The organism is Chryseobacterium sp. R2ACT005, from assembly GCF_049949215.1.
Classification (GTDB): domain Bacteria; phylum Bacteroidota; class Bacteroidia; order Flavobacteriales; family Weeksellaceae; genus Chryseobacterium.
In genome coordinates this window covers 1,026,582-1,047,434 of the sequence record NZ_CP188192.1, presented here as the reverse complement: position 1 = coordinate 1,047,434, position 20,853 = coordinate 1,026,582, and the positions used below count along the sequence as shown (strand labels likewise).

The window sequence follows — 20,853 nt, the reverse complement described above, 5'->3', positions numbered from 1 at the left end:
ATAAAAGAAATGACGAATAAAAAAGTGCATTTTCTGGAAGCTGTGATGAAGTACAAGCAGGTAGTGATCGTGCTGGTAGTCCTGTTGATGGTAATGGGGATCAATTCTCTTATCAATATGCCTCGAAGCGAAAATCCACGAATCGAGATTCCGACTGCTGCTGTATATGCATTTTATCCGGGAGCCGATGAGCATCAGGTTGAGGAAGAAGTGGCAAAAAAGATAGAACAGTATCTCTTCTCCTTTGAAGAGATCAAAAAGAAAAAAGTAAAAGCCGAAGTGAAAGAAGGACAGGTATTTTTCACCGTGGAAATGAATACTGATGTCAAAGACCGTAAGAAATTCTGGCATACGCTTCAGCTTGATATGGATGCGAATCTCCGTCCAAAGCTTCCTGCCGGAGTTGTCGGACCATTTATCAACAGTAATTTTGCCAATGTAACGGCAATGATCATCTCCGTATCTTCTAAAGAAAGAACATACGCTGAGATCGAAAGATATGTTGATAAGCTGGAAGATGGTCTGAAGGTAATACCTACGGTTTCCAAGATTAACCGATCCGGAGGCCAGAAACAGCAGATTTACATTAAGATCAATGACCAGAAACTACAGCAGTACGGTTTTGGAATCAACACATTGGTCAGTGCCATACAGCAGCAGAATGTCACCGGATATAATGGAGAAATATCCTCCGGTTCCAATGCAATCATTCCAGTCTTTACCAATAGCCGTTACAAGAATATATCTGATATTGCCGAGCAGATCGTCTATACCACACCGGCAGGCAATGTGGTGCGCCTGAAAGATGTCGCCGACCTTGAAAGACGTTTTGAAGAACCTTCTTCATTGGTAAGAATAGGAGATGAAAAGGCAATGGTACTGACCGTTGACATGCAGCCCGGAAACAATATCGTAGCCTTCGGGAAAGAAGTGGAGAAAAAGATTGAGGATATTCAGAAAAATTTCCCGCCGGATATTCATATGAAAACGATTGTGAATCAGCCAGAAGCCGTTGGAGAAAGTATCAGTCATTTCATGGTAGAGTTCGCCATGGCGATAGGTTCTGTGGTACTTGTTGTAATGTTACTGCTTCCTATACGGGTAGCTGGTGTAGCTTCAGCAGCAGCGCCTATTTCTATCGTTATTACGTTTGGGCTCATGCAGATCGTGGGTCTGGAACTGCACCAAGTAACCCTTGCCGCTTTGATCATCGTCCTTGGAATGGTGGTGGACAATGCCATTGTGGTAGTTGATAATTATATTGAAAAGCTTGATGAAGGGATAACACCATGGACGGCAGCCTGGCAGGCAGCCCAACAGCTGTCACTTCCGATTTTTACGGCAACGATGGCCATTATATTTGCATTTGCTCCATTAGCTTTATTTATGGATGGCATTGCAAAAGATTTTATGTTTTCACTCCCGATTACTGTAGCTATTGCACTGATCACCTCAATGCTAGTCGCTCTGTTTCTTACACCATATACCTGCTATGTATTCATTAAGAAAGGATTAAAGCATAAAGTAAGTGACAGACCCCTGAAGAAAAACATGCTGGATCATCTTCAGACAGCATTTGATAATGGGATTGGATTAGCTTTCAAATGGCCAAAAACAACAATGTTTATTGGCGTGCTATCTATCGTTAGTGCCCTCTTTATTGCTACCAAAGTAGATCCGGAGTTTTTCCCGCTCACTGAGCGTAATCAATTCAATATGGAAGTCTGGATGCCTAACGGGACTTCACTGGAGAAAACGGAAGTTAAAGTAAAAGAGCTTGAAAAGATCCTTAAAAAAGACAATCGCGTAGTGGATATCACAAGCTTCGTAGGAATGAGTTCGCCACGATTCCATACTTCCTATGCGCCGGAATCTCCCAAAAAATATTTTGCACAGGTTTTCATTACGACAATCAGTAATGATGCATCTAATGAAATGGTCAAAGAATATCTTGAAAAACTGAAAAATTTTATACCTGATGGCTCCATTAAGTTGAAGCAGCTCAGCTTTCAGGAAGGTTCACCAATTGATATCCGTGTGGTAAGTGATAATGAATCCAATCAGAGAAGCGTAGCACTGGAGATTAAAAATATCCTTGAAAACACACCAGGAACCAATAATGTCCGTCTGAGCAGCGAATATGATTATATGGGCGTAAAGCTGAATGTGGATGATGTTAAGGCCAATCGGCTAGGTGTAACGAATCAGGCCATTACCCAAACACTTGGAGCCGGGCTGAAAGGATATTCTGTTTCGACATTATGGGAAGGAGACAAACCTGTCGATATTTTCCTGAGATATGATTCCATAAGCAGGAAAGATATGAATGCCCTGGAGAATCTTCACATACAATCGTATTTTGGCGGAAAGATCCCGTTGAAGGAAGTGGCGACATTGCAGCCGGAATGGCATACAGGAGTAATTTCAAGAAGGAATGGCATCAAGTATACCAGTGTATTGGCAGAAGCACAGCTTGGCCCTAAGCCGTCAAGAATACTGAAAGAAGCCCTGCCAAAAATTGAGGCGCTTGCGCTCCCGGCAGGCACGACAATCCAATATGGAGGAGATGCGGAATCAACGGCTGAAAATACTCCGGGAATGATGCTTTCACTTTCTGTGAGCCTTATCCTGATCTTCCTGACACTATTGTTCCAGTTCAAGAGTCTGGGAAAAGCGCTCATTATCCTTTGCACGTTCCTACTGAGTCTTTTCGGAGCCTTCTTCGGACTTTTCATTACCGGAAATCCATTAGGAATGACAGGCTTTATGGGAATCATCAGTTTGATTGGTATCGTGGTAAGAAACGGAATCATCCTGGTAGATTATGCAGATGAGCTAATTCGGGAACATGGGTACTCACACAAAGCGGCGGCTATAGCGGCGGCTAAGAGAAGAATGCGCCCTATATTCCTTACATCTGCCGCTGCTGCCGTAGGAGTAATTCCAATGATCCTGGGTAAATCCCCGATGTGGGCACCTTTAGGAAGTGTATTGGCCTTTGGGTTGATCTTCTCAATGATCTTTACGCTTTTCATTGTTCCGGTAATGTATTACAAGCATCTGAAAGATCCCGTGCCTATAGATGAAACACCTGAAGATCAATTGGACGACGAGGTTATTTTATATAAGCCCAAACCTCATCACTAATATTTATAATATCAATTTTTTAACCGGTTGCTCTGCGTTGATTCCTTGTTAATAAACTCCTTTGTTTACTGCTGCAGGGCAACCATTATGTAAAAAAAATGAAAATAATATACGATACGATATCAAAAATAGTTCTGGTGCTGTTGTTTACAGCGGCAATAGGAGCTCAGGCCCAGGAACGTATAGTTTCTGTGGATGAAGTCAGAAATCTGGCATTAGAGAACAATAAAAAGATCAAAAAAGCGCAACAGAATATAGAAGCTGCCAAGGCAGCAAGAACGGCTGCAAAAGCAGGGGGAAAACCTACAGTGGACGGAAGTGTGGGAGGATATTATTTCTCGAAACCACTTTCCAACCTGATACCGGAAGTATTGGGAAGTGCCAATGTGAATGTTACCCAGGTTTTGTATGCCGGTGGAAAAGTAGAAACTGGGAAAAAGCTTTCTTCAAAAGTAGTAGATCTGCAGATGGCACAGAAAGACCTTACCAAAGAGGAAGTAAAACTCTCTGCGGAAACCATGTACTGGCAAATTGTAAATGCCAAGGAGAAAATAGCACTGGCAAAAGAGTATATAAAGCTTTTGGATCAGCTGCATACCAATGTTAAGAATTCCTTTGACGCAGGGTTGACATATAAAAATGACCTCCTGAAAATAGAAGTTCAGCAGAATGAGGCACAACTCAATCTGAAACGTGCAGAAGATGGTCTTAGCATAACCAAGTTAAACCTTGCTCAGATCGCAGGACTTCCCAATTCCGATTTTGATGTGGAGGATGCTGTAAGCGGCAGCTTTGCTGGTATTTTGGAAGACAATCAGCTACAGCCGACGAACCGGCCTGAGCTATCCATTCTTGCCAAAGCAGTAGAAATAAATGAGCTTCAGGAAAAACTGCTTGATGGTGACCGCAAGCCGACGGTAGCTCTTTCAGGAATCGGCTTTTCCAGTTTTGGTAAAAATGTTAATCCTACCAATATGAAAAATAATATGCAGGGATTTGTGGGAATGCTGTCTGTAAACATTCCGATTTATGACTGGGGAGTAAGAGAACAGAAAGTAAAAGAGCAGCAGTATAAAACCAATGCTCAAAAGCTTGAACTGGAAGAAACGAAGGAACTTCTGGTGCTGGAAGTCCAGAATGCCGTGATGCAGCTCAACCAATCTGTTAAACATATCGAGCTTGCTGAAAAATCTCTTGTTCAGGCCACGGAAAATCTCAGGCTGAACCAAGACAGATACGACGCAGGAACTGTGGTAGCAGAAGAAATATTGAAAGCTCAGGTTCTCTGGCAGGAATCCAAATCGGAGATTCTTGATGCCAAGGCAGAATATAAGATCAATGAAGCTAAGTATAAGAAAGCTTCAGGGATGGATGGTGAGCATTAAGTGTTTTTAGAAAGGAAGAATAATCTTTTCCTTAATACTAAAAAAGACTCACAAAGAAAGAAGAGCTAACTGTTCTGTTTGATCTCGCAAGCGATGAATCAATCTATTGTAATATAAGAGTCGTTGCAGATGCAGAATTTATGACAGAGTAATATTAATAAGAAGATTTAACACTAAAATTTATAAAACATGGACAGATTAAAAGGTAAAGTAGCAATTATTACGGGTGCAGCATCAGGAATGGGTGCAGCCCACGCAGTTGCTTTTGTTGCAGAGGGTGCAAAAGTTGTACTCACAGATATTAACGAAGAGAAAGGCCTGGAAGTCGCCAAATCTCTGGGAGATCACAGCGCACTGTTTGTCAAACATGATGTTTCGAGCAAAGAGGACTGGGATAAAGTAATTGAAGCCGCTGAAAAAACTTTTGGCCCGGTCGATATACTGGTTAATAATGCAGGTATTGATAAGCCCGCCTTATTGGAAGAGATGCCAGAAGCTTTATACCGACAGGTGATAGAGATCAACCAGGTATCTGTTTTTTTAGGCATGAAAGCAGTAATTCCTTCAATGAAAAAAGGATTGACGGGCTCGATAGTCAATATATCGTCAATCGCAGGCTTTGTTGCAGCACCATACAGGCTTGCCTATTCTGCATCTAAATTTGCAGTTAGAGGAATGACCAAATCAGCAGCGGTGGAATTGGCGAAGTATAATATCCGGGTTAACTCTGTACATCCGGGATTGATTGATACACCAATGACCAGCGCGGTGCCAAAGGAGGAATTGTCAAAAATCAACATCCCTTTAGGAAGAGCTGCAGATGCGAAGGAAGTGTCCTCTTTAGTAGTTTATCTTGCTTCTGATGAGTCAAGTTATTCTACAGGATCAGAGTTTATAATTGATGGGGGTATTACCGCACAATTGTAAAATTAAATACACACAGAAAAATTTGCAAGATAAAGAGCTTACATGGTTCTTAAGGCAGAATATAAGATCAATGAAGCTAAGTATAGAAAAGCATCAGCGATAAATAGTGAGTATTAAGTGTTTTTAGAAGGAAAAAGATTTTTTCCCTTGAACCGGCTGTTTGTAGACAGTCGGTTCTTTTAAAAATTTAAAAAGTTTAAACGTATTATTAAATGATCTTTAAAGAGGACTAATGGATTCTATATACCCTTAATTTGGAGAAATTATTATTTTCTGACCTCCAAAGTTTGATGATTTAAAAAAATAGCAATCAATCTAAAAACCTATTTAATTTGAATGAACCCCTAAAAAAATTAAATTTTCAATTATTTTTTCTCAGATTAACCTCTTCTTTGGGATAGATTTTGCATCAGTCTAAAATGCATTGACCCTGAATAAAAGGAGTATAATGACATCTCAAATGCCATTATTGAAGCCTGTGGCCTATAAAAGTATTCTTCTGGACTTAAAAAAATCTGATCATGAGCTCAAATATCAGAATTGAAAAAGTCTGCCAATATTGTGGCGCAAAATTTATAGCCAAAACAACTGTTACCCGATATTGCAGTCATACCTGCAATAAAAAAGCCTATAAACTTGAACAAAGAAATACGAAAATAAGCTATGCCAGGTACAACGCACACACTATTGAAGAACGACAATACCAGACAGTACCCCATCCGGTATACCTCACTGTAAAAGAAACTTCTGCAATATTGAAATGCAGTACAAAAATGGTGTATTTTTTAATCAGTAGCGGCCGCCTGAAAGCCATCAACCTATCTGTGAGAAAAACAAGAATTAATGTATTAGATCTAGCACTAATTTATTAGAATCAATGGCATCCATATCACTGATGAGATTGACTTACTGATATTTTAGAGGACTTCAATAGCGTTTGCTATGGGTCAATTTGACAAAACCCTAATCTACCCTAATCCCTAATACCAAGATCATGGCAAAAGTAACGCTACGCCATAAGCAGATAGGTAAAGGAAGAAAAAGTTTGTATTTAGACATTTATCCCCCTATCCAAAGTGAAACAACTGGTAAACTGCTTAGAAAATTTTATCTTAAATTATACATTTACAATCGTCCAAGATCCGAGGCTGAAAAACTCTATAATAAACAAACCATTTCATTGGCCGAGCATGTACGTGCCGAGCGGCAAATTGACCTTGATAATGCTTACTATGGATTCTTAAATAAAACAAAATTGAATGCTGATTTTGTAGAATTTTTTCAAACAGAAGCAGATAAAAGACCAGGATCAGTGCACTGGAGTATGGCAGTTACTTATTTTAAAAAATTTGTGGGCAAAGTATTTCTATTTAAACATCTTAATGAAACACTCTGCGAGGCGTATAAGAATTATCTACTATCTTCTCCTGCGCTTGGACGCTCAAAAAGAAAAATTCAAAAGAATACGGCATCCACTTATTTTTCAAGATTTAAATCCGTTCTTAAAAAAGCTTATAGAAACAAATACATTTCGGCAGATCTGGGAAATGCCATTTATAATATCAAAATAGATGATACCCATAGACCTTACCTTTTTAAGGATGAATTACAAAAAATGGCTGATTCCGAATGTAGCTCCCTAATTGTTAAGAAAGCTGGGCTGTTTTCTGCACTAACCGGACTTCGCTTTTGCGATATTGAAAATCTAAAGTGGGGCGATATACAAGGAACTCCCGGTAATTATTATATATTATACAAGCAGAATAAAACAGGAAAGGCAGAATATTATCCGGTTTCAGATGACACCCTTTCACGACTAGGTCTTCGTGGTGAATATGACGCAAAAGTTTTCGAAGACCTAACCTATTCTGACGTAATCAAATTCCTCCCCGGTTGGCTTAAAAATGCCGGAATAAAGAAACACTTTACATTCCATGGTTTTCGTCATACATTCGCCACTTTACAGCTGACGTCAGGTACGGATATCTATACTGTATCAAAATTATTAGGTCATAAAGATGTAAAAACCACAGAAGTTTATGTCAGGATTGTTGACGCTTTAACAAAAGAAGCTTCAGAAAAAATTAAGTTGGATTTGAATAATAAAAATTCATTAATTTAAGATATTGCCTTCTTTTTCATATTTTATTTATGCTTTATGAATTTATATCGCTAAGCTTGTATACCTCGGGCTCTACACTGATTTTTACTTGCATGCCGTCCGCATTTCTCTTTTCTAATTGTTGAGTTGTAGTGTCCTGAGCATTATTGACAGGATTATTTTTATCTGCTTTTGGTGACTATGTGGAGTGCCTGGCGCGTAAAAGATCCGAAGAAATTCTTTGGAAACCGCTGTATTCAATGGAAGCACCTGCACTAAATAAGGTGTATTGTCTCTTCCCTATCAAACGCAACAACAGTATTTTATCACCAGAAAGTTTAACAATGTCTTTTAATGGGAGTTGCAATAGAAAAATAATTACCATTGATTATTCATATTTTTTTTTTACATTTGTTTATGAATGAATATTCAGTTGACTAAATTATGCCGAGAGAAAAATTAGATAAAAAAACTCAAATTGTAAAGACAGCATTACGGTTATTTTCAGAACAGGGCCTGCAACAGACTTCAATGGCACAGCTTTCAAAAGAGTCAGGAGTTGCAGTAGGAACAATGTATTTACATTTTAAAAGTAAGGATGAATTGGTTGAAGGATTATTTCTGCATATTCAAGAATCGTTTGGTAAAGCGGTTAATCTTTCTGAAGTAGAAATGAAAGCTTCTTACAAGGATCGTTTTTTTATTTTAGGCAGAAAAGTACATCATTATTATGTAGACAATCCTACGCATTTTTTTGTTGTGAATACCCTCAATTATTCACCATATATATCAAAAGAAATTACAGAATTGGGAAGAACCTATTATCAGCAGTCTGTAGACCTGATGACTGAGGGACTTGAGAACGGATCATTTCAACCTATTAATATTATATTATTAATCCGGTTTATTTATAATGCCGTAATTGCACTGGTTCAGGTACAGCTCAAGGATAATATTGAAGTTACAGAACATATGATAGACCAAAATATTGAAAGAATATGGAAAGCTATTTCGTAAAAAAAATTTAATATAAAAACTGAATGAATATTCATTTAAAAGTGGATATCATTAATAACTAATGATTTAAAAAAAATTATTTACAATGACAGCACAAGAAGCTTTTAATCAATTAGACCCTAAGAAATGGGCAGAAACTTCAGTAGTGGAAAAACTTCATTTACTGGAAGAAGTACAGAATAACCTGAAAAAGTATGCAGACGATTTGGGCACCTCTGATCAAAAAATGAAAAACACCATCATGGGTGAAGACATTTACACGCATGCCGAATCAGTATTTGCCACGGCAGTTCCATTGGCAGGAAATGTTTCAGCCTGCATCCAGCTTTACGAATCCATCGCGAAAGGTGAAATGCCAAAACCTTTGAATATTACCAAAGTAAATGACGACACCTATGATGTACACGTATTCCCAATGGATGCCAAGGATAAAGTACTCAGCGGAACACAAAGCGGACATTTACGTGTAAAAGGAACTCCGAAGCAGGTAAATCCTTTAGAAAAGCCAGCCGGAGTAACAGCCATTTTGGGTGCCGGAAATTACAGTTCATCACTTGAAATGGTAAAAGCGCTTTTTTACGATAACAAAGCTGTCATCCACAAACCGCATCATCTAAACGAAGAAACCGATGCTATCTGGGAAAAGATTTTCCAGCCTATTATCGAGTTTGGAGCCTTACGCTTTGTTTCAGCAGACCAGGGACGGGAACTTACAACAATTGATGGTTTAGCGGCCATCTATTTCACAGGGGGAACAGGAACGGCCAAAGCAATTATGGGCAATACCAATACCCCTATGGTAGCTGAGTGTGGTGGCAATAACCCCTGCATTATTGTTCCCGGCGACAGACCCTGGACGAAAAAAGAAATGGAACATCAGGCCAATCAGATTGCTACGGTTGCCAAGCTCAATGGCGGTGCTGTATGCGGACGCCCGCAAACACTGGTGACTTCCAGACATTGGGAGCAGAGAAATGAATTTTTAAATGCTCTGAGAAAAGCTCTTTCTGAAGATACTCCGGCTGCCGGAGCCTATTATCCTGGCACAGACAAAGCAGAGGAAGGTTTCAAAAAAGCCTATCCGAATGCAGAAATCTTAAAACCTGAAAACGGCAGATTCAAACATGCCAATTTTATGCTTATTACAGACTGTGAAGAGGACAGCTATGCCACACAAAACGAAGCATTCTGCCAAATTATGGATGAAGTTGCATTAGACGTACCAGCCAATGCCAAAGATTTTTTACCAAAAGCTACTGCATTTTGCAATGATAAATTATTGGGCTCATTGGGATGTATGCTTCTGATAGATGAAGACACAAAAAAGGCCCACCAAAAAGAATTAGATACAGCCGTTAACAATTTGAAATACGGAGGAATAGCCGTAAATACTATTCCTGTATTTGTATTTTTAAGCCCATATCTGACTTGGGGCGGAAATGAGCAAGGTAAAGAAATGGTATCCGGTTCCGGTAATTTCGGAAATCTGTTGGGATTTGAGAACATTGAAAAATCAATTGTTTACGACAAATTTGTAGCTCCGGGACATATGCTTCGTACCAACCAGAAGGCATTTGACCATCTTGCAAAAAACATGGCAACCTATTCTATGGAACCTACCTGGAGAAACTTAACGAAAATGGCAGGAACAGCAATAATAGACAGCTTAAGAAAGAAAGATTTTTAATTTAGCACCTCAATACATACAATGAGAAAAACAATTTTAATTACAGGATGTGGCAGCGGTATCGGGCGTATGACTGCCAAATATTTCCAACAAAAAGGATGGAATGTGGCAGCCACTGTCCGCTCTAATCCGGAACAAGACACAGAACTTAACAGCCTGGATAATGTACAGGTCATAGCACTGGATGTTACCAAAGAAGATACCATTCAATCTGCCGTACAACAAGCCGTTCAGCGGTTCGGAAAAATTGATGTACTTCTCAACAATGCAGGGTATGGCTCTTATGGTATCCTGGAAGCAACCCCTGAACAGGCTATCAGAATGCAGTTTGATGTCAATGTAATTGGGACCCTGCTGGTAGCTAAAAATATCATTCCCATCATGAGAAAGCAAGGTGAAGGGACGATTATCAATATTTCTTCAATGGGAGGTAAAATTTCTTTCCCATTAGGGACGTTGTACCACGGTTCTAAATTTGCAGTGGAAGGGTTGAGTGAAGCCCTTTCGTTTGAATTGGAAGCCATTGGTATTCAGGTAAAAATGATTGAGCCAGGAATGATCAATACGAATTTTGAGGAAACGGTAATGCAGAATATGAATGTGGATCCTACCCAGACTGAATATGCTCCGTTCCTGGAAAAGGTAATGAAGGGAATGCAGCAGGCAGGAAGCCAGAATTCAGAGCCAATTGTAGTGGCTGAGAAAATCTATGAAGCTGCCACAGATGGTAAAAAACAACTGCGTTATATAGCAGGAGCAGATGCAGAGAAAATTATAGAAGCGCGTAAGCAGCTGAATGACGAAAGTTATTTAGCCATGATAAAACAAAATATGGGATTATAATATGGAATTTTTGCAGGAACTCAGTATATGGACAAAAGGTGATGCGCTCCAAGGCAAAATAATGGTAGGCATAGGACTTATTTTAGTGCTGTGCCTGCTATTTGGATTCAAATATGAAAATCCTTTATTAAAGGGGATGTTCATTCCTATTTGCCTGCTAACAGCGGCTTCTCTGGGGTATGGAAGCTTTCTTACCTATTCCCGAGCAAAACACCTCAAAACGGTGACAGAACAATACCAGAATAACCCAAAAGAAACAGTAAAAATGGCCTTGGGTAAAGCTCAATCTGACCATAAAATCTATATTATTCTAAAAATTGTTTGGAGTACTTTGCTCATTCTTTCTGTACTTATTTTTTTATTTACTGTAAAAGAATATTACAAAGGGCTTATTCTCGGATTATTCTGTTTATTCGTTGGATTTTTATTGATAGAGACATTTTTACACAGCCGATTAACCCATTGTTTTGAAAATGTTTCACGACTTGATAAGGTGAATTGAGAACTCTTTATATGAGCATTCATTCTCGGACACGAGATACAAAAAAGGCCGTTTCAGCGATTTTGAAGTGGCCTTTTTATTAAAATATCATTCAGATATTAACTACCAATGGTACTGCATTCTGCTGACTACATCAAACCTTTACCAGACTTGGTGTCTTCATATATCTTTTTTATGTTTGGAGGAAGTTTTCTTACCAAATTATCTTCATCATTAATTCCTGAGTTAATGTCATTATCAACTATTGCTCTAATAGCAGGTACAACAAGAAACCAAGCCTTATTTTCATTTTAAAAATTTACAATCTCTGTTTTGGCAAATGGTAAAGCAGTGAACTTTTTTAGTGACCATACCCTTTCCTACTGCACCCTATAACCTCATAATAACCTTTGAAGACTACAATTTCAGAAAAAATGGACTAATGGAATTGAGTTACGTATATAGTAAATGGATCTTTCCTTTTTAAAGCAATTCGCCATAAAAATTATTGTCAACTTTGTATATGTGATTGATTTTATCCTTTTCACACCTTCCTACCAGCGTACCGTCCTCTTGATTGGTCAAAAAGACTTTACCAGTACAGCCTCTTTTTGTACAGTCTACCGACCTTCTATTAATCGTAAAGTTCCACACTGAATTACGTCGGATCGTTAAATGAGTTTCCTCATCCAATACAACCTCATCCAATATTCGGAGCTTATCAAAAAGCAGTAAGTACAAAATCTTATGGGCATATTTGTAATTTCGTAGACTGTCAATATTATAATGCATATAAACCAGCATCAGACCTGAAATTACAACAAAACAGAGCGTTTTTCCCCAATTAGCTTCTACAAGAAAAAATGAGACGGCAAAGAGCCCAACGAAAATGATCCATATTATGTAAAGATGCATTGAATCTTTCACGGATTCCCACAGGGTAAAAGTGACTTGCCTCTCCAGGCACTCTTCAAAATATACAGTTTTATCGTCAAAAAATGGTACGGGCTTTCCAAGCATCGCTAAAACCTCTCGTTGAGAATAATTGATTAAATCTTTAGCAATATCTTTATGACTGAGTACCTCGATTTTAATATCTGGATACTCCAATCTTATTTCGTCCATAATATCACATTCCTTGGGGCCTATTTTCCGGTTGGTAACAAAGATGAACTTTTTGACTTCGAGGTTTTTAGCCAGGCAGTTATTAAAGTCATTTCTTATTTTTGTTGCTATATTCTCAGACCAGCTCGACATGGCAAAGTACTCTCTAGTTTCAAACACACAACCATCTTTACCACCATCCCCCAGTGGGCCCATTGATTCTACCTCCTGAAATGCCCCACCATATTTTTTTCGTAGGAAATTCACACAGGATTTCTGAAACTCTAAACCATCCTTCCCTTTTAGCACATTTTCAATGTATTCTGTATCCAACATAGATTTTTTGTGTTGAAAATATAAATATTAAATCAACCAAAAAAGTTACAGCGTGAAAATAAAATGGTTTTAAGAGCATTCTACATTCTGCGAGTCTTGCCGCCCTGAAGTTGCTATAAAAATAGTTCATTAATAAAACACCCGCAGATTGGGGATCTTCGGGTGTTTCAGCCATATTATTAACCTATTTATGAAAAGTATGCTCGAACGAGCAAATATTTATTAATATCTAATTTAAAAACTTTTTCAGAAAATGTCAAATTACACTATTTTTTTAGTATCAAAAGCCAACAAAAAATCAATACAAAGCATCCTTTATAGTTAACACATAAGGAGACAAAATCATTATTTTTACGATAAAAGCTAAAAAAGGTTCATTTCTTAATCACATTGTGTTACTATACTACATAAAGGTAATTGACGGAACGGCTAAGGCAGAAATTAATTTCCACACCTCCGCAATCAAGCCACTGGCAAGACCATCAAAAAAGGAAGAGGATTTTGTACAACCCAGTACAAAGAAAAAAAATCAAGCGAACACGCAGAAGCAAGAGTCTGATGATGACCTGCCTTTCTAAGGATACACTAAGTAATTACAAACATTTCAACCCTTTAAAAAATAGAAATCATGGGACATAATTTAAATTTCAACAACGGCAGATATTCATTTTTCAGTGTAAAGGAAAAAGCTTGGCACGGACTAGGACAGATAGTCGAAGATTATCCGACAAGTGCCGAAGCCATCAGACACGCAGGATTTGACTACAGCGTAGAAAAAAGTCCACTCTTTACAAAAGGCTCAGGAATCGTACAGATTGCAGACGGTATCGTCATACAGAACACGGAAATCGAAGTTCCCAACTACTTTGCGAATATCCGCACAGATAACAATACCGTACTCGGGGTAGTGGGTAAAGATTATCATATCGTGCAAAATAAAGATGCCTTTACATTTTTCGATTCTATAGTAGGTGGTGGCAGTGGGATTCTGTACGAGACCACAGGGGCACTCGGTCAAGGGGAACGCATATTTATAACCGCTAAACTTCCAAATTACATCCGTATCGGCAACTCGGACGATGTCATTGAAAAATACATCTTCCTCACTACCTCCCATGACGGAAGCGGAAGCATTACAGCAGCCTTTATCCGAGTAAATGTAATCGGGGCGGGTGGAACTGGTTCTAAATTTATGACAGCACTGATGGAAATCAACCACAGTCTTTTGGAGCTTGACCACCCTGGTTTAGAAGTCCATCTATGGGATGGTGATATAATTACTCCTGCAAATATCGGACGTCAACGATTTGCTGAATCGGAAAATGGTCTTTTCAAATCGCAGGCAATTATTAACCGCCTGAACCGCTGGGCAGGTACAAATTGGAAAGCCATCTCAAAAAAATTTCAGCGAGATGAAAATGGGGAAATTCCGAACCATGCAGGGGCATCAACTTATGTATCCTGTACAGATACCGTTGCTTCGAGGTTTGAAATACTTGAGATCATACGGGAATTAAGCGAAAAATATGGTTACCATAGAGATAAAGGAAGATATTGGTTAGACCTTGGTAATAATGTTGTGTAATCTATTATGTTATGTTCCAAATACTTTGTAAACTCTATATACCCGATCAGAAAAAAAATATGCTTTAAATAATCCATTTTAGTACTAAAGAATAGTTACCTCTGTAAGCTATAAGGAAATGTTCTGTCTTGGGTTGTTTTATTTTTAACCTTGTCAACATTATTGTAGACCTCAATTAAGTTCCATTTTAAATAACATATAGTAGTCTAAAAAATATCTATTTCAATATCAATTTTTATTTCCTCCATTTTTAGATTGCTTGCATTATCTAGGTTAAATTTACCTTTTGCAGTAAAAGCTTTATTATAAAGTATATCTTCATTGTCTAAGTCTAATAATCTTCCATTAGTAGAGAAAAAGCCGTCATTAACCAAAAAGATTCTATTAGGAATATCGATCTCAATATCCGTTGGGTTGATGTCTACTTTCCAGTGGCTACAAACATAGTCTTTTGGTTGGGTATTGTTTAATACATTATGCCATGTATCATAATCATTGCTTAATTTTTCAGCAAGTATGTCTTTTATTCTATCAGTTTTCATGCGTAATCTTAATTTTGGTATTATTTAAAAGATTATGTAGTGATATAATCAGCTGATTTTTAGTTAAGGATTCTTATAATCCTGGTGATCGTACTCTAAACATAAAAAGATTATTTTGTATTGACACATCTCAGTAATATTCGCATTGTGGAAATACATTAATTTGAAAAGTCCTTTTTCATTGTTATTCTCTAAAAATCTGGGTTGAGAAGTTTTTTTATACTGTTGTCTGGTAGTTGCTGAATTTCGAGATATTATAATCTCTTACACTCCGAAATGCAATAAAAATTCCTGTAACATTTGTCAGAGGAATTTGATAATCACTATCGGCCATATCTAAAAAAATAGTTCTACAACATTATAATCATTATCTATAATTTTTGTGATGGGATCAGTTATAATCTAAAGTGATGAATTTTCAGTTTCCCTATCCGGCCATGCAAAGCATTCGGGATCATAACGATTTGTATCTACCAGGTAAAAAGTATTCAGACCTTGTATCAGACTGCCCCAGCCCAGGAACAATTGTTTTACCTGTTCCTGATACTTCCCAAAATCGGGAAGATCTTCCTGTAAAGCAACAAGTTCTGCAAGATCATCATCATGAATTTTCATGGCTTCAGTCATGGCATCTTCTAATGACAAGTTATAGTTTCGCTGTAAGACGATAACGATATTCATAACTTCGGTATCCTTGCTGAGTTCTTTTTTCAATCCCTGGATATCATTCTGCCAGGCAATAATTCTGGACCATACGGCTCGAACACGCTGTATCACAGGATGGCGCTCTACTTCTTCTGTTAAAAAGGTATGAAACTCTGCATCAACCAGATAGAAATAAGGGAATATTACAATTGAATATTCTCGGAGTACTTTAAACAATGCAAGTGAAGGTACTGTTTGGGTTGCCTTATAAGTTGCCTCTTCTTGAGCACCATATCTTGTAACGGTGTAAAAAGTATCTGCCAAGCGTTTCATCCATTCATCAGGCATAAAAGCACCAAATTCATCTCTGATTTTGGCGGCCTGGATGAAATAACCGGGATCTTCCGGAGTAAGGCTGTCTCCTCTGAATATTGCTACGAGTCGGTCGCAATATCTACTGACCTCTTCTTCGGTTGAATATTCAAGTTGATCATCAAATATGGTATGGAAAACAACATACCGATGCATAGGTGTTATGCGCTCATAACTTGCATAAGGGTACATTCTTGCCGAACACCTGTGCAGGTTCATGCCCTTGTATCGTTCACGTATATTTTCAGATAAATATACATAATCAGTATCAATCCAGTTTCTGTAATCAATACCCATTTGTTCCACATTCGGATTGATTTTATCTGGCCAAGGGTAATAACCTTGAGGCAGGTAATTCGACGGGTTGTAATCTTCTGGTTTCATTTTTTTAGAATTAAAGTGATAAATTGATGTTTGATAGGTTGTTATTATGATAGGATATTTTAAATTAAAATATTCTTGCACAAAGTGTTATTGAACCTGATTTAGCTTTGCTTTTAGTTCTGCTGCCCCAGGAAATTCAGCTGCGGTATAACGGTCCAGTTTTGTAGATATATTTTTCCATCCGCTCAGTACCATGCTCATATAATGGACCCAGTTGACCATCGCGTCCTGCCAGATTCCAAAATCAGGAAGAGAGGATTGTAATTCCACAAATTCCCTAAGATCTTCATTGTGAAGGCGCAAATCTTCCAGACAGGCTTCTTCCAGGGAAATATGCCGTTCGTTCTGGATTACTTTTACAATGTTATAATATATGCTTCCTGTAGCTTCATCCTTCACTACAGACTGCACTTCATTAAAATAAGTTACCAAGTGGCAGGCTAATGCCTGTAAGCGACGTATTACGGGGTGTTCATGAATTTCCAACGGAAGGATAACACCAGTTTCCACTTCTGTCAACTGCAAAAAAGGATATAGGCAGATTGAATCTTCCCGCAGGGCAATACATTCCGTTATTGTAGGGAATTTTTTATTTTTTTTATACTGCACTTCTTTTTCTAATCCGATAAAATATCTGTTAATCATTCGAGCGAATCTGGAGACTGATTCCTCCGGAATAAACTGCAGAAGCTCCTGTCTCAATGAAAATAGCATGGCTCCCAAAGGAATGGTTGATTCTTCGGCATTAATTTCACCATTCAGAATGGAAATAGATTGGCTTCGAACGGCCTCAATATCCTCCGACTCGCTTTCTTCATAAATATCATCATTGTAAAGCGTCCAAAGCATCAGCCTGCAAATAGGCTTGAAACGTTCAACCGGTGCAGTAGGAAACCACTGTGCAGCAATATGAGCTGTTTTGGTTTTCTTGTACTTCTTACGCAGGTCTGGATTTTGCTGATAGAGCCACAGATATTCTCCGTCGATCCAGTCATTTTCAGTAATCTCCTGCAGAAGATCTGCATTAGGGTTTTTTAAACTTGGGAATGGATACTTAAAATGATTATTAAGTAGGGATAGGGTGTTTCATGGGAGTATTATTTATTAGTTTTTCATAGGGAATTTTATTTTAATGATCAAAATAGGTTGCTGATCGAATGATCAAACTTCCATTGATAGAACACAATCGCTAATAATGCAAGTCAATCCATCACTTTAGTTTTTTTTAAGATTGGGATCAATCATACAAAACAGAGATTGGCAGATAATTTCAATCTCAAGCCAGCCACTACAGAGCATAGTATTTTATTGAAGGAATAGTATAACGGTACTAGTTTTAGGAGAGCTAAATGTCTGTATGGATATTTACTGGAAAATTAAAAACCTGGATGATTTCAATTTTCAATTTTATTAAGGAGTATATTTTTCATATTTAATGATTCCGTGGTTAACATTTTGTGGTATTAGTTTCTCTTACTAAATTAGTAATTTTATTAATATAAACTAATTTTTTAAGAAAATTTTAAATTTTAACTCTTTTTGATTGAAAAAAATATTTTCAATAATTACTATCCTTTATGAAATGAAATAATTTACGGTTTTAAATTCCAAAAGAAGGTTCTGTTATAGAATCAAGGATAATCCGCACCCGACTGTGGAAGATCTTTGGGCATTATCTGAAGAAAGATTTATCGAATGGAGAAAGATACATGACTTTCCACGATTGCTGCAACATTTTGATATCGTTTTACCTGAATTTATACAATGGAAGCAACAATATAATCTGACCAACGAGGACATTATTCAGTCAGGAAATATAACTCAGCTCCTTGAAAAAAAGGACGTCAAAAAGAAGTTCGCATTGACGAAGAAAGACCGTAAAAAATACGTTTATCTTACCATACAGAAATGGCAAGAAAATGAACTTTTAATCGTATCCTCAACTAAATCGGAAGGCCATGAGATGGTTTTGGGAGAAGATGTTTATTATACACACGTCAATGAAATAGAATCTTACCTTGACTGGTCAGAACGTCACGGTCGGAACGTCAATATCCTTGCACCCGTTTCAAGATCAGCTCCAAGGTCTTCTAGGGAAAGGGTTTTTATTAATGCCATTGGCCATTCCAATCAAAATGATTTTGAAATTCTACGAATGGGAGGTATTGAAGTGCCCAAAACCCCTTTTGATGTCCTTCAAAGAGGAAAATATATAGAATTTGCGAACCTTTGTGGCCTTCAGATGGATGGAGAATTTCATTTTGGAGAGGAGGGTAATTTAGCCTGCTCTTACTGCATTTGTGATAATTGGACTACCAATAATTTAAATATGCCCATGTTGAGGCTAGAGAATTGTTCTTTACTAAATTTTAAACTCATCGACTCAAAGCTGTCCTCCTGGTTTTTCTATGATACGGTGGTTAGTGGAAACTTTTCAAATTCACAACTTCAAAGAGTATACATTATCGGGGGAAATTTCAACCCGTTAATGCAGTCCTGTTCTTTGTTTGATACAGAGTTGATCAATGGTAAATATACCAGTAATAAAAACTTAAATGGTTTCAAAAGTTTTAAAAAAATCTATGAAAGCCAAGGTGAGGATAAATTAGCTAAATCTTATTATGTAATGGAAAATGAGGTATTGAGATCAAATCTTAAGGGTTGGAACTTTGTCACCAAAACACTAAGTTATTTTTATTGGCAATATGGAAGCAAGCCTCACCGCATAATTTACTGTTCAATTATTTTGATTCTTTTATGTTCGTTTATCTACTGGTTAAATAGTGATCTTGTGTCGATCAATACCAATGCAAAAGAGGCATTTAATTTTGGAAATAGCCTATATTTCAGCACGATAACATTCAGTACATTAGGATATGGTGACTATAGCCCTCAAGGCTGGTTGAAATCAGTAGCAGCATTAGAGTCCTTTCTTGGCGTAATCAACACAGGTTTTTTATTGGCTGGATATGCAAATAATAAATATTAGTTCTTTTTAGCGACTAAATATGCAGATAATATTTTGATAAAGTTAATGAAATGCTAATATCCTATTGATAGAACGCATTTTTATCCATAATAATCACATTCAATTAAAGAATTAGTAAATCCAGTCTTCTTGAAATATTAATGCTGGTACATATAGCTCATTTGGTGTAAAATGTTGACAACAAAAAATAGTATATTCATGCGGCAACTAGTTATTGACTACTCGAAGGCTTAAGTATAACTTTGCCCGAAGTTTTCCCCTGCTCAACTAAACGATGGGCTTCCTGAATTCCTTCAAAACTAACGATTTTAGAAATATTGGGCTTTATTTTTCCATCTTTTAATAATTGAAAAAGATTTTGCAAATCTTCCGTGAAAAATTTAGGATTCCTTTTTTTGTATGCTGTTATGTCGTAAAACGCAGCATTTGGAAACCATGGTAAAATCTTCCAAATCAAGACCTTGATAAAGTCAAGATAGACACTTCCTTCTTTTCCCTGCGCCATTCCTTGAAAACCAAAATCAACCAGTGTTCCGCTTTTGTTTAAGATACGAAGCGATTTTTCAAGCTGTATCCCGCCAATAGGATCAAAAACGGCATCTACTCCTTGTGGTTCTTTCTCCTTTAGAATTTGTTCAAAATCTTCTGTTTTGTAATCAATGGTTTGCACTCCTGAATGCCCAATAAACTCCTCATGATGTAGGGATGCTGTACCATACATCTTTAAATTCATTATCATTCCGAGCTGAACTAATGCTTTCCCAACTGCCCCGCCAACAGCGTGGATAAAAACAGTCTGTCCGAATTGCACTTTTGCTACTCTGTGTAAAAGCTGATAAGCCGCAACATATGTAAGCACAAGACTTATGGCTTGCTCATCTCTTATCCCGTCAGGAACCGGAACCAGAGTCTCTGCATCCAAGCAAATATACTCAGTATATGCTCCAGTAACCGTTAATTGCGCAATTCTTTGTCCTATACCTATATTTTCCACTCCCTCTCCCAAAGCATCTACAATTCCTACCAAGTCATAGCCCGGCGTTAACGGTAAATTTCCTTTTCTTACAGATGGATAAATTCCACGTCGGATGAGTGTGTCAGTAAATGTAACACTAGCTGCCAATACTTTAATTCTAACTTGCCCCGACATTGGTTCCGGTAAATTGTTGCACGTTACTATTTGTAGTACCTCTGGGCCACCAAATTCAGTTATCATTATTTTTCTATAAAACATCTTTTCCTTAATTTTTTCGTTTTTATTGCTTTTAATAGGGAAACCAAGGGACATTTCTGCCAATAACAACTTAA

At 37.6% G+C, this 20,853-nt stretch carries 15 protein-coding genes and 1 pseudogene; 11 read left to right on the top strand and 5 right to left on the bottom strand.

Annotation, left to right across the window (positions count from 1 at the left end; all coding sequences use genetic code 11):
- Nucleotides 1-9 precede the first annotated feature (9 nt).
- From ACPF63_RS04810 to ACPF63_RS04770, 9 genes are all read left to right on the top strand, one after another.
- The gene (locus tag ACPF63_RS04810; protein ID WP_426482183.1) at nucleotides 10-3,147 is read left to right on the top strand and encodes an efflux RND transporter permease subunit; all 3,138 of its coding nucleotides are present in this window, start codon (nucleotides 10-12) and stop codon (nucleotides 3,145-3,147) included.
- 98 nt (nucleotides 3,148-3,245) lie between these two features.
- Nucleotides 3,246-4,532, top strand: coding sequence for a TolC family protein (locus ACPF63_RS04805; RefSeq protein ID WP_426482182.1), 1,287 nt, complete (start codon nucleotides 3,246-3,248; stop codon nucleotides 4,530-4,532).
- 189 nt (nucleotides 4,533-4,721) lie between these two features.
- Nucleotides 4,722-5,459, top strand: coding sequence for a glucose 1-dehydrogenase (locus ACPF63_RS04800; RefSeq protein WP_426482181.1), 738 nt, complete (start codon nucleotides 4,722-4,724; stop codon nucleotides 5,457-5,459).
- 521 nt (nucleotides 5,460-5,980) lie between these two features.
- A complete protein-coding gene (locus tag ACPF63_RS04795; RefSeq protein ID WP_426482180.1) occupies nucleotides 5,981-6,331 on the top strand; it encodes a helix-turn-helix domain-containing protein in 351 nt (116 codons plus the stop codon).
- A 122-nt stretch (nucleotides 6,332-6,453) separates the two neighbouring features.
- Entirely contained in the window at nucleotides 6,454-7,581 is a 1,128-nt protein-coding gene (locus tag ACPF63_RS04790; protein ID WP_426482179.1) for a tyrosine-type recombinase/integrase, read from the top strand.
- Nucleotides 7,582-8,004: 423 nt separating this feature from the next.
- Nucleotides 8,005-8,577, top strand: coding sequence for a TetR/AcrR family transcriptional regulator (locus ACPF63_RS04785; RefSeq protein WP_426482178.1), 573 nt, complete (start codon nucleotides 8,005-8,007; stop codon nucleotides 8,575-8,577).
- Between the two features lie 85 nt (nucleotides 8,578-8,662).
- Entirely contained in the window at nucleotides 8,663-10,264 is a 1,602-nt protein-coding gene (locus ACPF63_RS04780; RefSeq protein ID WP_426482177.1) for an aldehyde dehydrogenase family protein, read from the top strand.
- 21 nt (nucleotides 10,265-10,285) lie between these two features.
- Nucleotides 10,286-11,107: an SDR family oxidoreductase gene (locus ACPF63_RS04775; protein ID WP_426482176.1), complete on the top strand. Its 822-nt coding sequence runs from the start codon at nucleotides 10,286-10,288 to the stop codon at nucleotides 11,105-11,107.
- Between the two features lies 1 nt (nucleotide 11,108).
- Nucleotides 11,109-11,609: a hypothetical protein gene (locus ACPF63_RS04770; protein ID WP_426482175.1), complete on the top strand. Its 501-nt coding sequence runs from the start codon at nucleotides 11,109-11,111 to the stop codon at nucleotides 11,607-11,609.
- Nucleotides 11,610-12,071: 462 nt separating this feature from the next.
- Here the strand turns inward: ACPF63_RS04770 and ACPF63_RS04765 are convergent, their stop codons facing one another.
- Nucleotides 12,072-13,028, bottom strand: coding sequence for a hypothetical protein (locus ACPF63_RS04765; RefSeq protein WP_426482174.1), 957 nt, complete (start codon nucleotides 13,026-13,028; stop codon nucleotides 12,072-12,074).
- 628 nt (nucleotides 13,029-13,656) lie between these two features.
- Between ACPF63_RS04765 and ACPF63_RS04760 the strand changes: the two are divergent.
- Nucleotides 13,657-14,481: pseudogene (locus ACPF63_RS04760) on the top strand (DUF932 domain-containing protein); the annotation flags it as partial.
- A gap of 338 nt (nucleotides 14,482-14,819) precedes the next feature.
- Here the strand turns inward: ACPF63_RS04760 and ACPF63_RS04755 are convergent.
- The 3 genes from ACPF63_RS04755 to ACPF63_RS04745 all read right to left on the bottom strand — a co-directional run bounded on the left by ACPF63_RS04755 (nucleotide 14,820) and on the right by ACPF63_RS04745 (nucleotide 17,405).
- On the bottom strand, nucleotides 14,820-15,155 hold the full coding sequence (locus tag ACPF63_RS04755) for a hypothetical protein (protein ID WP_426482173.1): 336 nt from the start codon (nucleotides 15,153-15,155) through the stop codon (nucleotides 14,820-14,822).
- Nucleotides 15,156-15,557: 402 nt separating this feature from the next.
- Nucleotides 15,558-16,556 (bottom strand): terpene synthase family protein, encoded by a 999-nt coding sequence (locus ACPF63_RS04750; protein WP_426482172.1) that lies wholly within the window; start codon nucleotides 16,554-16,556, stop codon nucleotides 15,558-15,560.
- 87 nt (nucleotides 16,557-16,643) lie between these two features.
- Entirely contained in the window at nucleotides 16,644-17,405 is a 762-nt protein-coding gene (locus ACPF63_RS04745; protein ID WP_426482171.1) for a terpene synthase family protein, read from the bottom strand.
- A gap of 805 nt (nucleotides 17,406-18,210) precedes the next feature.
- On the opposite strand from ACPF63_RS04745, the gene ACPF63_RS04740 reads away from it, so the two are divergent.
- Entirely contained in the window at nucleotides 18,211-19,545 is a 1,335-nt protein-coding gene (locus ACPF63_RS04740; RefSeq protein WP_426482170.1) for a potassium channel family protein, read from the top strand.
- A 211-nt stretch (nucleotides 19,546-19,756) separates the two neighbouring features.
- Here ACPF63_RS04740 and ACPF63_RS04735 read toward each other — a convergent pair whose 3' ends face one another.
- Nucleotides 19,757-20,833 (bottom strand): medium chain dehydrogenase/reductase family protein, encoded by a 1,077-nt coding sequence (locus tag ACPF63_RS04735; RefSeq protein ID WP_426483200.1) that lies wholly within the window; start codon nucleotides 20,831-20,833, stop codon nucleotides 19,757-19,759.
- Nucleotides 20,834-20,853: the final 20 nt, after the last annotated feature.

Coding starts and splice junctions, on each gene's coding strand:
- ACPF63_RS04795 (WP_426482180.1), top strand. CDS start 5,981: ATGAGCTCAAATATCAGAATTGAAAAAGTCTGCCAATATTGTGGCGCA.
- ACPF63_RS04775 (WP_426482176.1), top strand. CDS start 10,286: ATGAGAAAAACAATTTTAATTACAGGATGTGGCAGCGGTATCGGGCGT.
- ACPF63_RS04790 (WP_426482179.1), top strand. CDS start 6,454: ATGGCAAAAGTAACGCTACGCCATAAGCAGATAGGTAAAGGAAGAAAA.
- ACPF63_RS04770 (WP_426482175.1), top strand. CDS start 11,109: ATGGAATTTTTGCAGGAACTCAGTATATGGACAAAAGGTGATGCGCTC.
- ACPF63_RS04750 (WP_426482172.1), bottom strand. CDS start 16,556: ATGAAACCAGAAGATTACAACCCGTCGAATTACCTGCCTCAAGGTTAT.
- ACPF63_RS04755 (WP_426482173.1), bottom strand. CDS start 15,155: ATGAAAACTGATAGAATAAAAGACATACTTGCTGAAAAATTAAGCAAT.
- ACPF63_RS04785 (WP_426482178.1), top strand. CDS start 8,005: ATGCCGAGAGAAAAATTAGATAAAAAAACTCAAATTGTAAAGACAGCA.
- ACPF63_RS04805 (WP_426482182.1), top strand. CDS start 3,246: ATGAAAATAATATACGATACGATATCAAAAATAGTTCTGGTGCTGTTG.
- ACPF63_RS04765 (WP_426482174.1), bottom strand. CDS start 13,028: ATGTTGGATACAGAATACATTGAAAATGTGCTAAAAGGGAAGGATGGT.
- ACPF63_RS04780 (WP_426482177.1), top strand. CDS start 8,663: ATGACAGCACAAGAAGCTTTTAATCAATTAGACCCTAAGAAATGGGCA.
- ACPF63_RS04800 (WP_426482181.1), top strand. CDS start 4,722: ATGGACAGATTAAAAGGTAAAGTAGCAATTATTACGGGTGCAGCATCA.
- ACPF63_RS04810 (WP_426482183.1), top strand. CDS start 10: ATGACGAATAAAAAAGTGCATTTTCTGGAAGCTGTGATGAAGTACAAG.
- ACPF63_RS04745 (WP_426482171.1), bottom strand. CDS start 17,405: ATGCTTTGGACGCTTTACAATGATGATATTTATGAAGAAAGCGAGTCG.
- ACPF63_RS04735 (WP_426483200.1), bottom strand. CDS start 20,833: ATGTCCCTTGGTTTCCCTATTAAAAGCAATAAAAACGAAAAAATTAAG.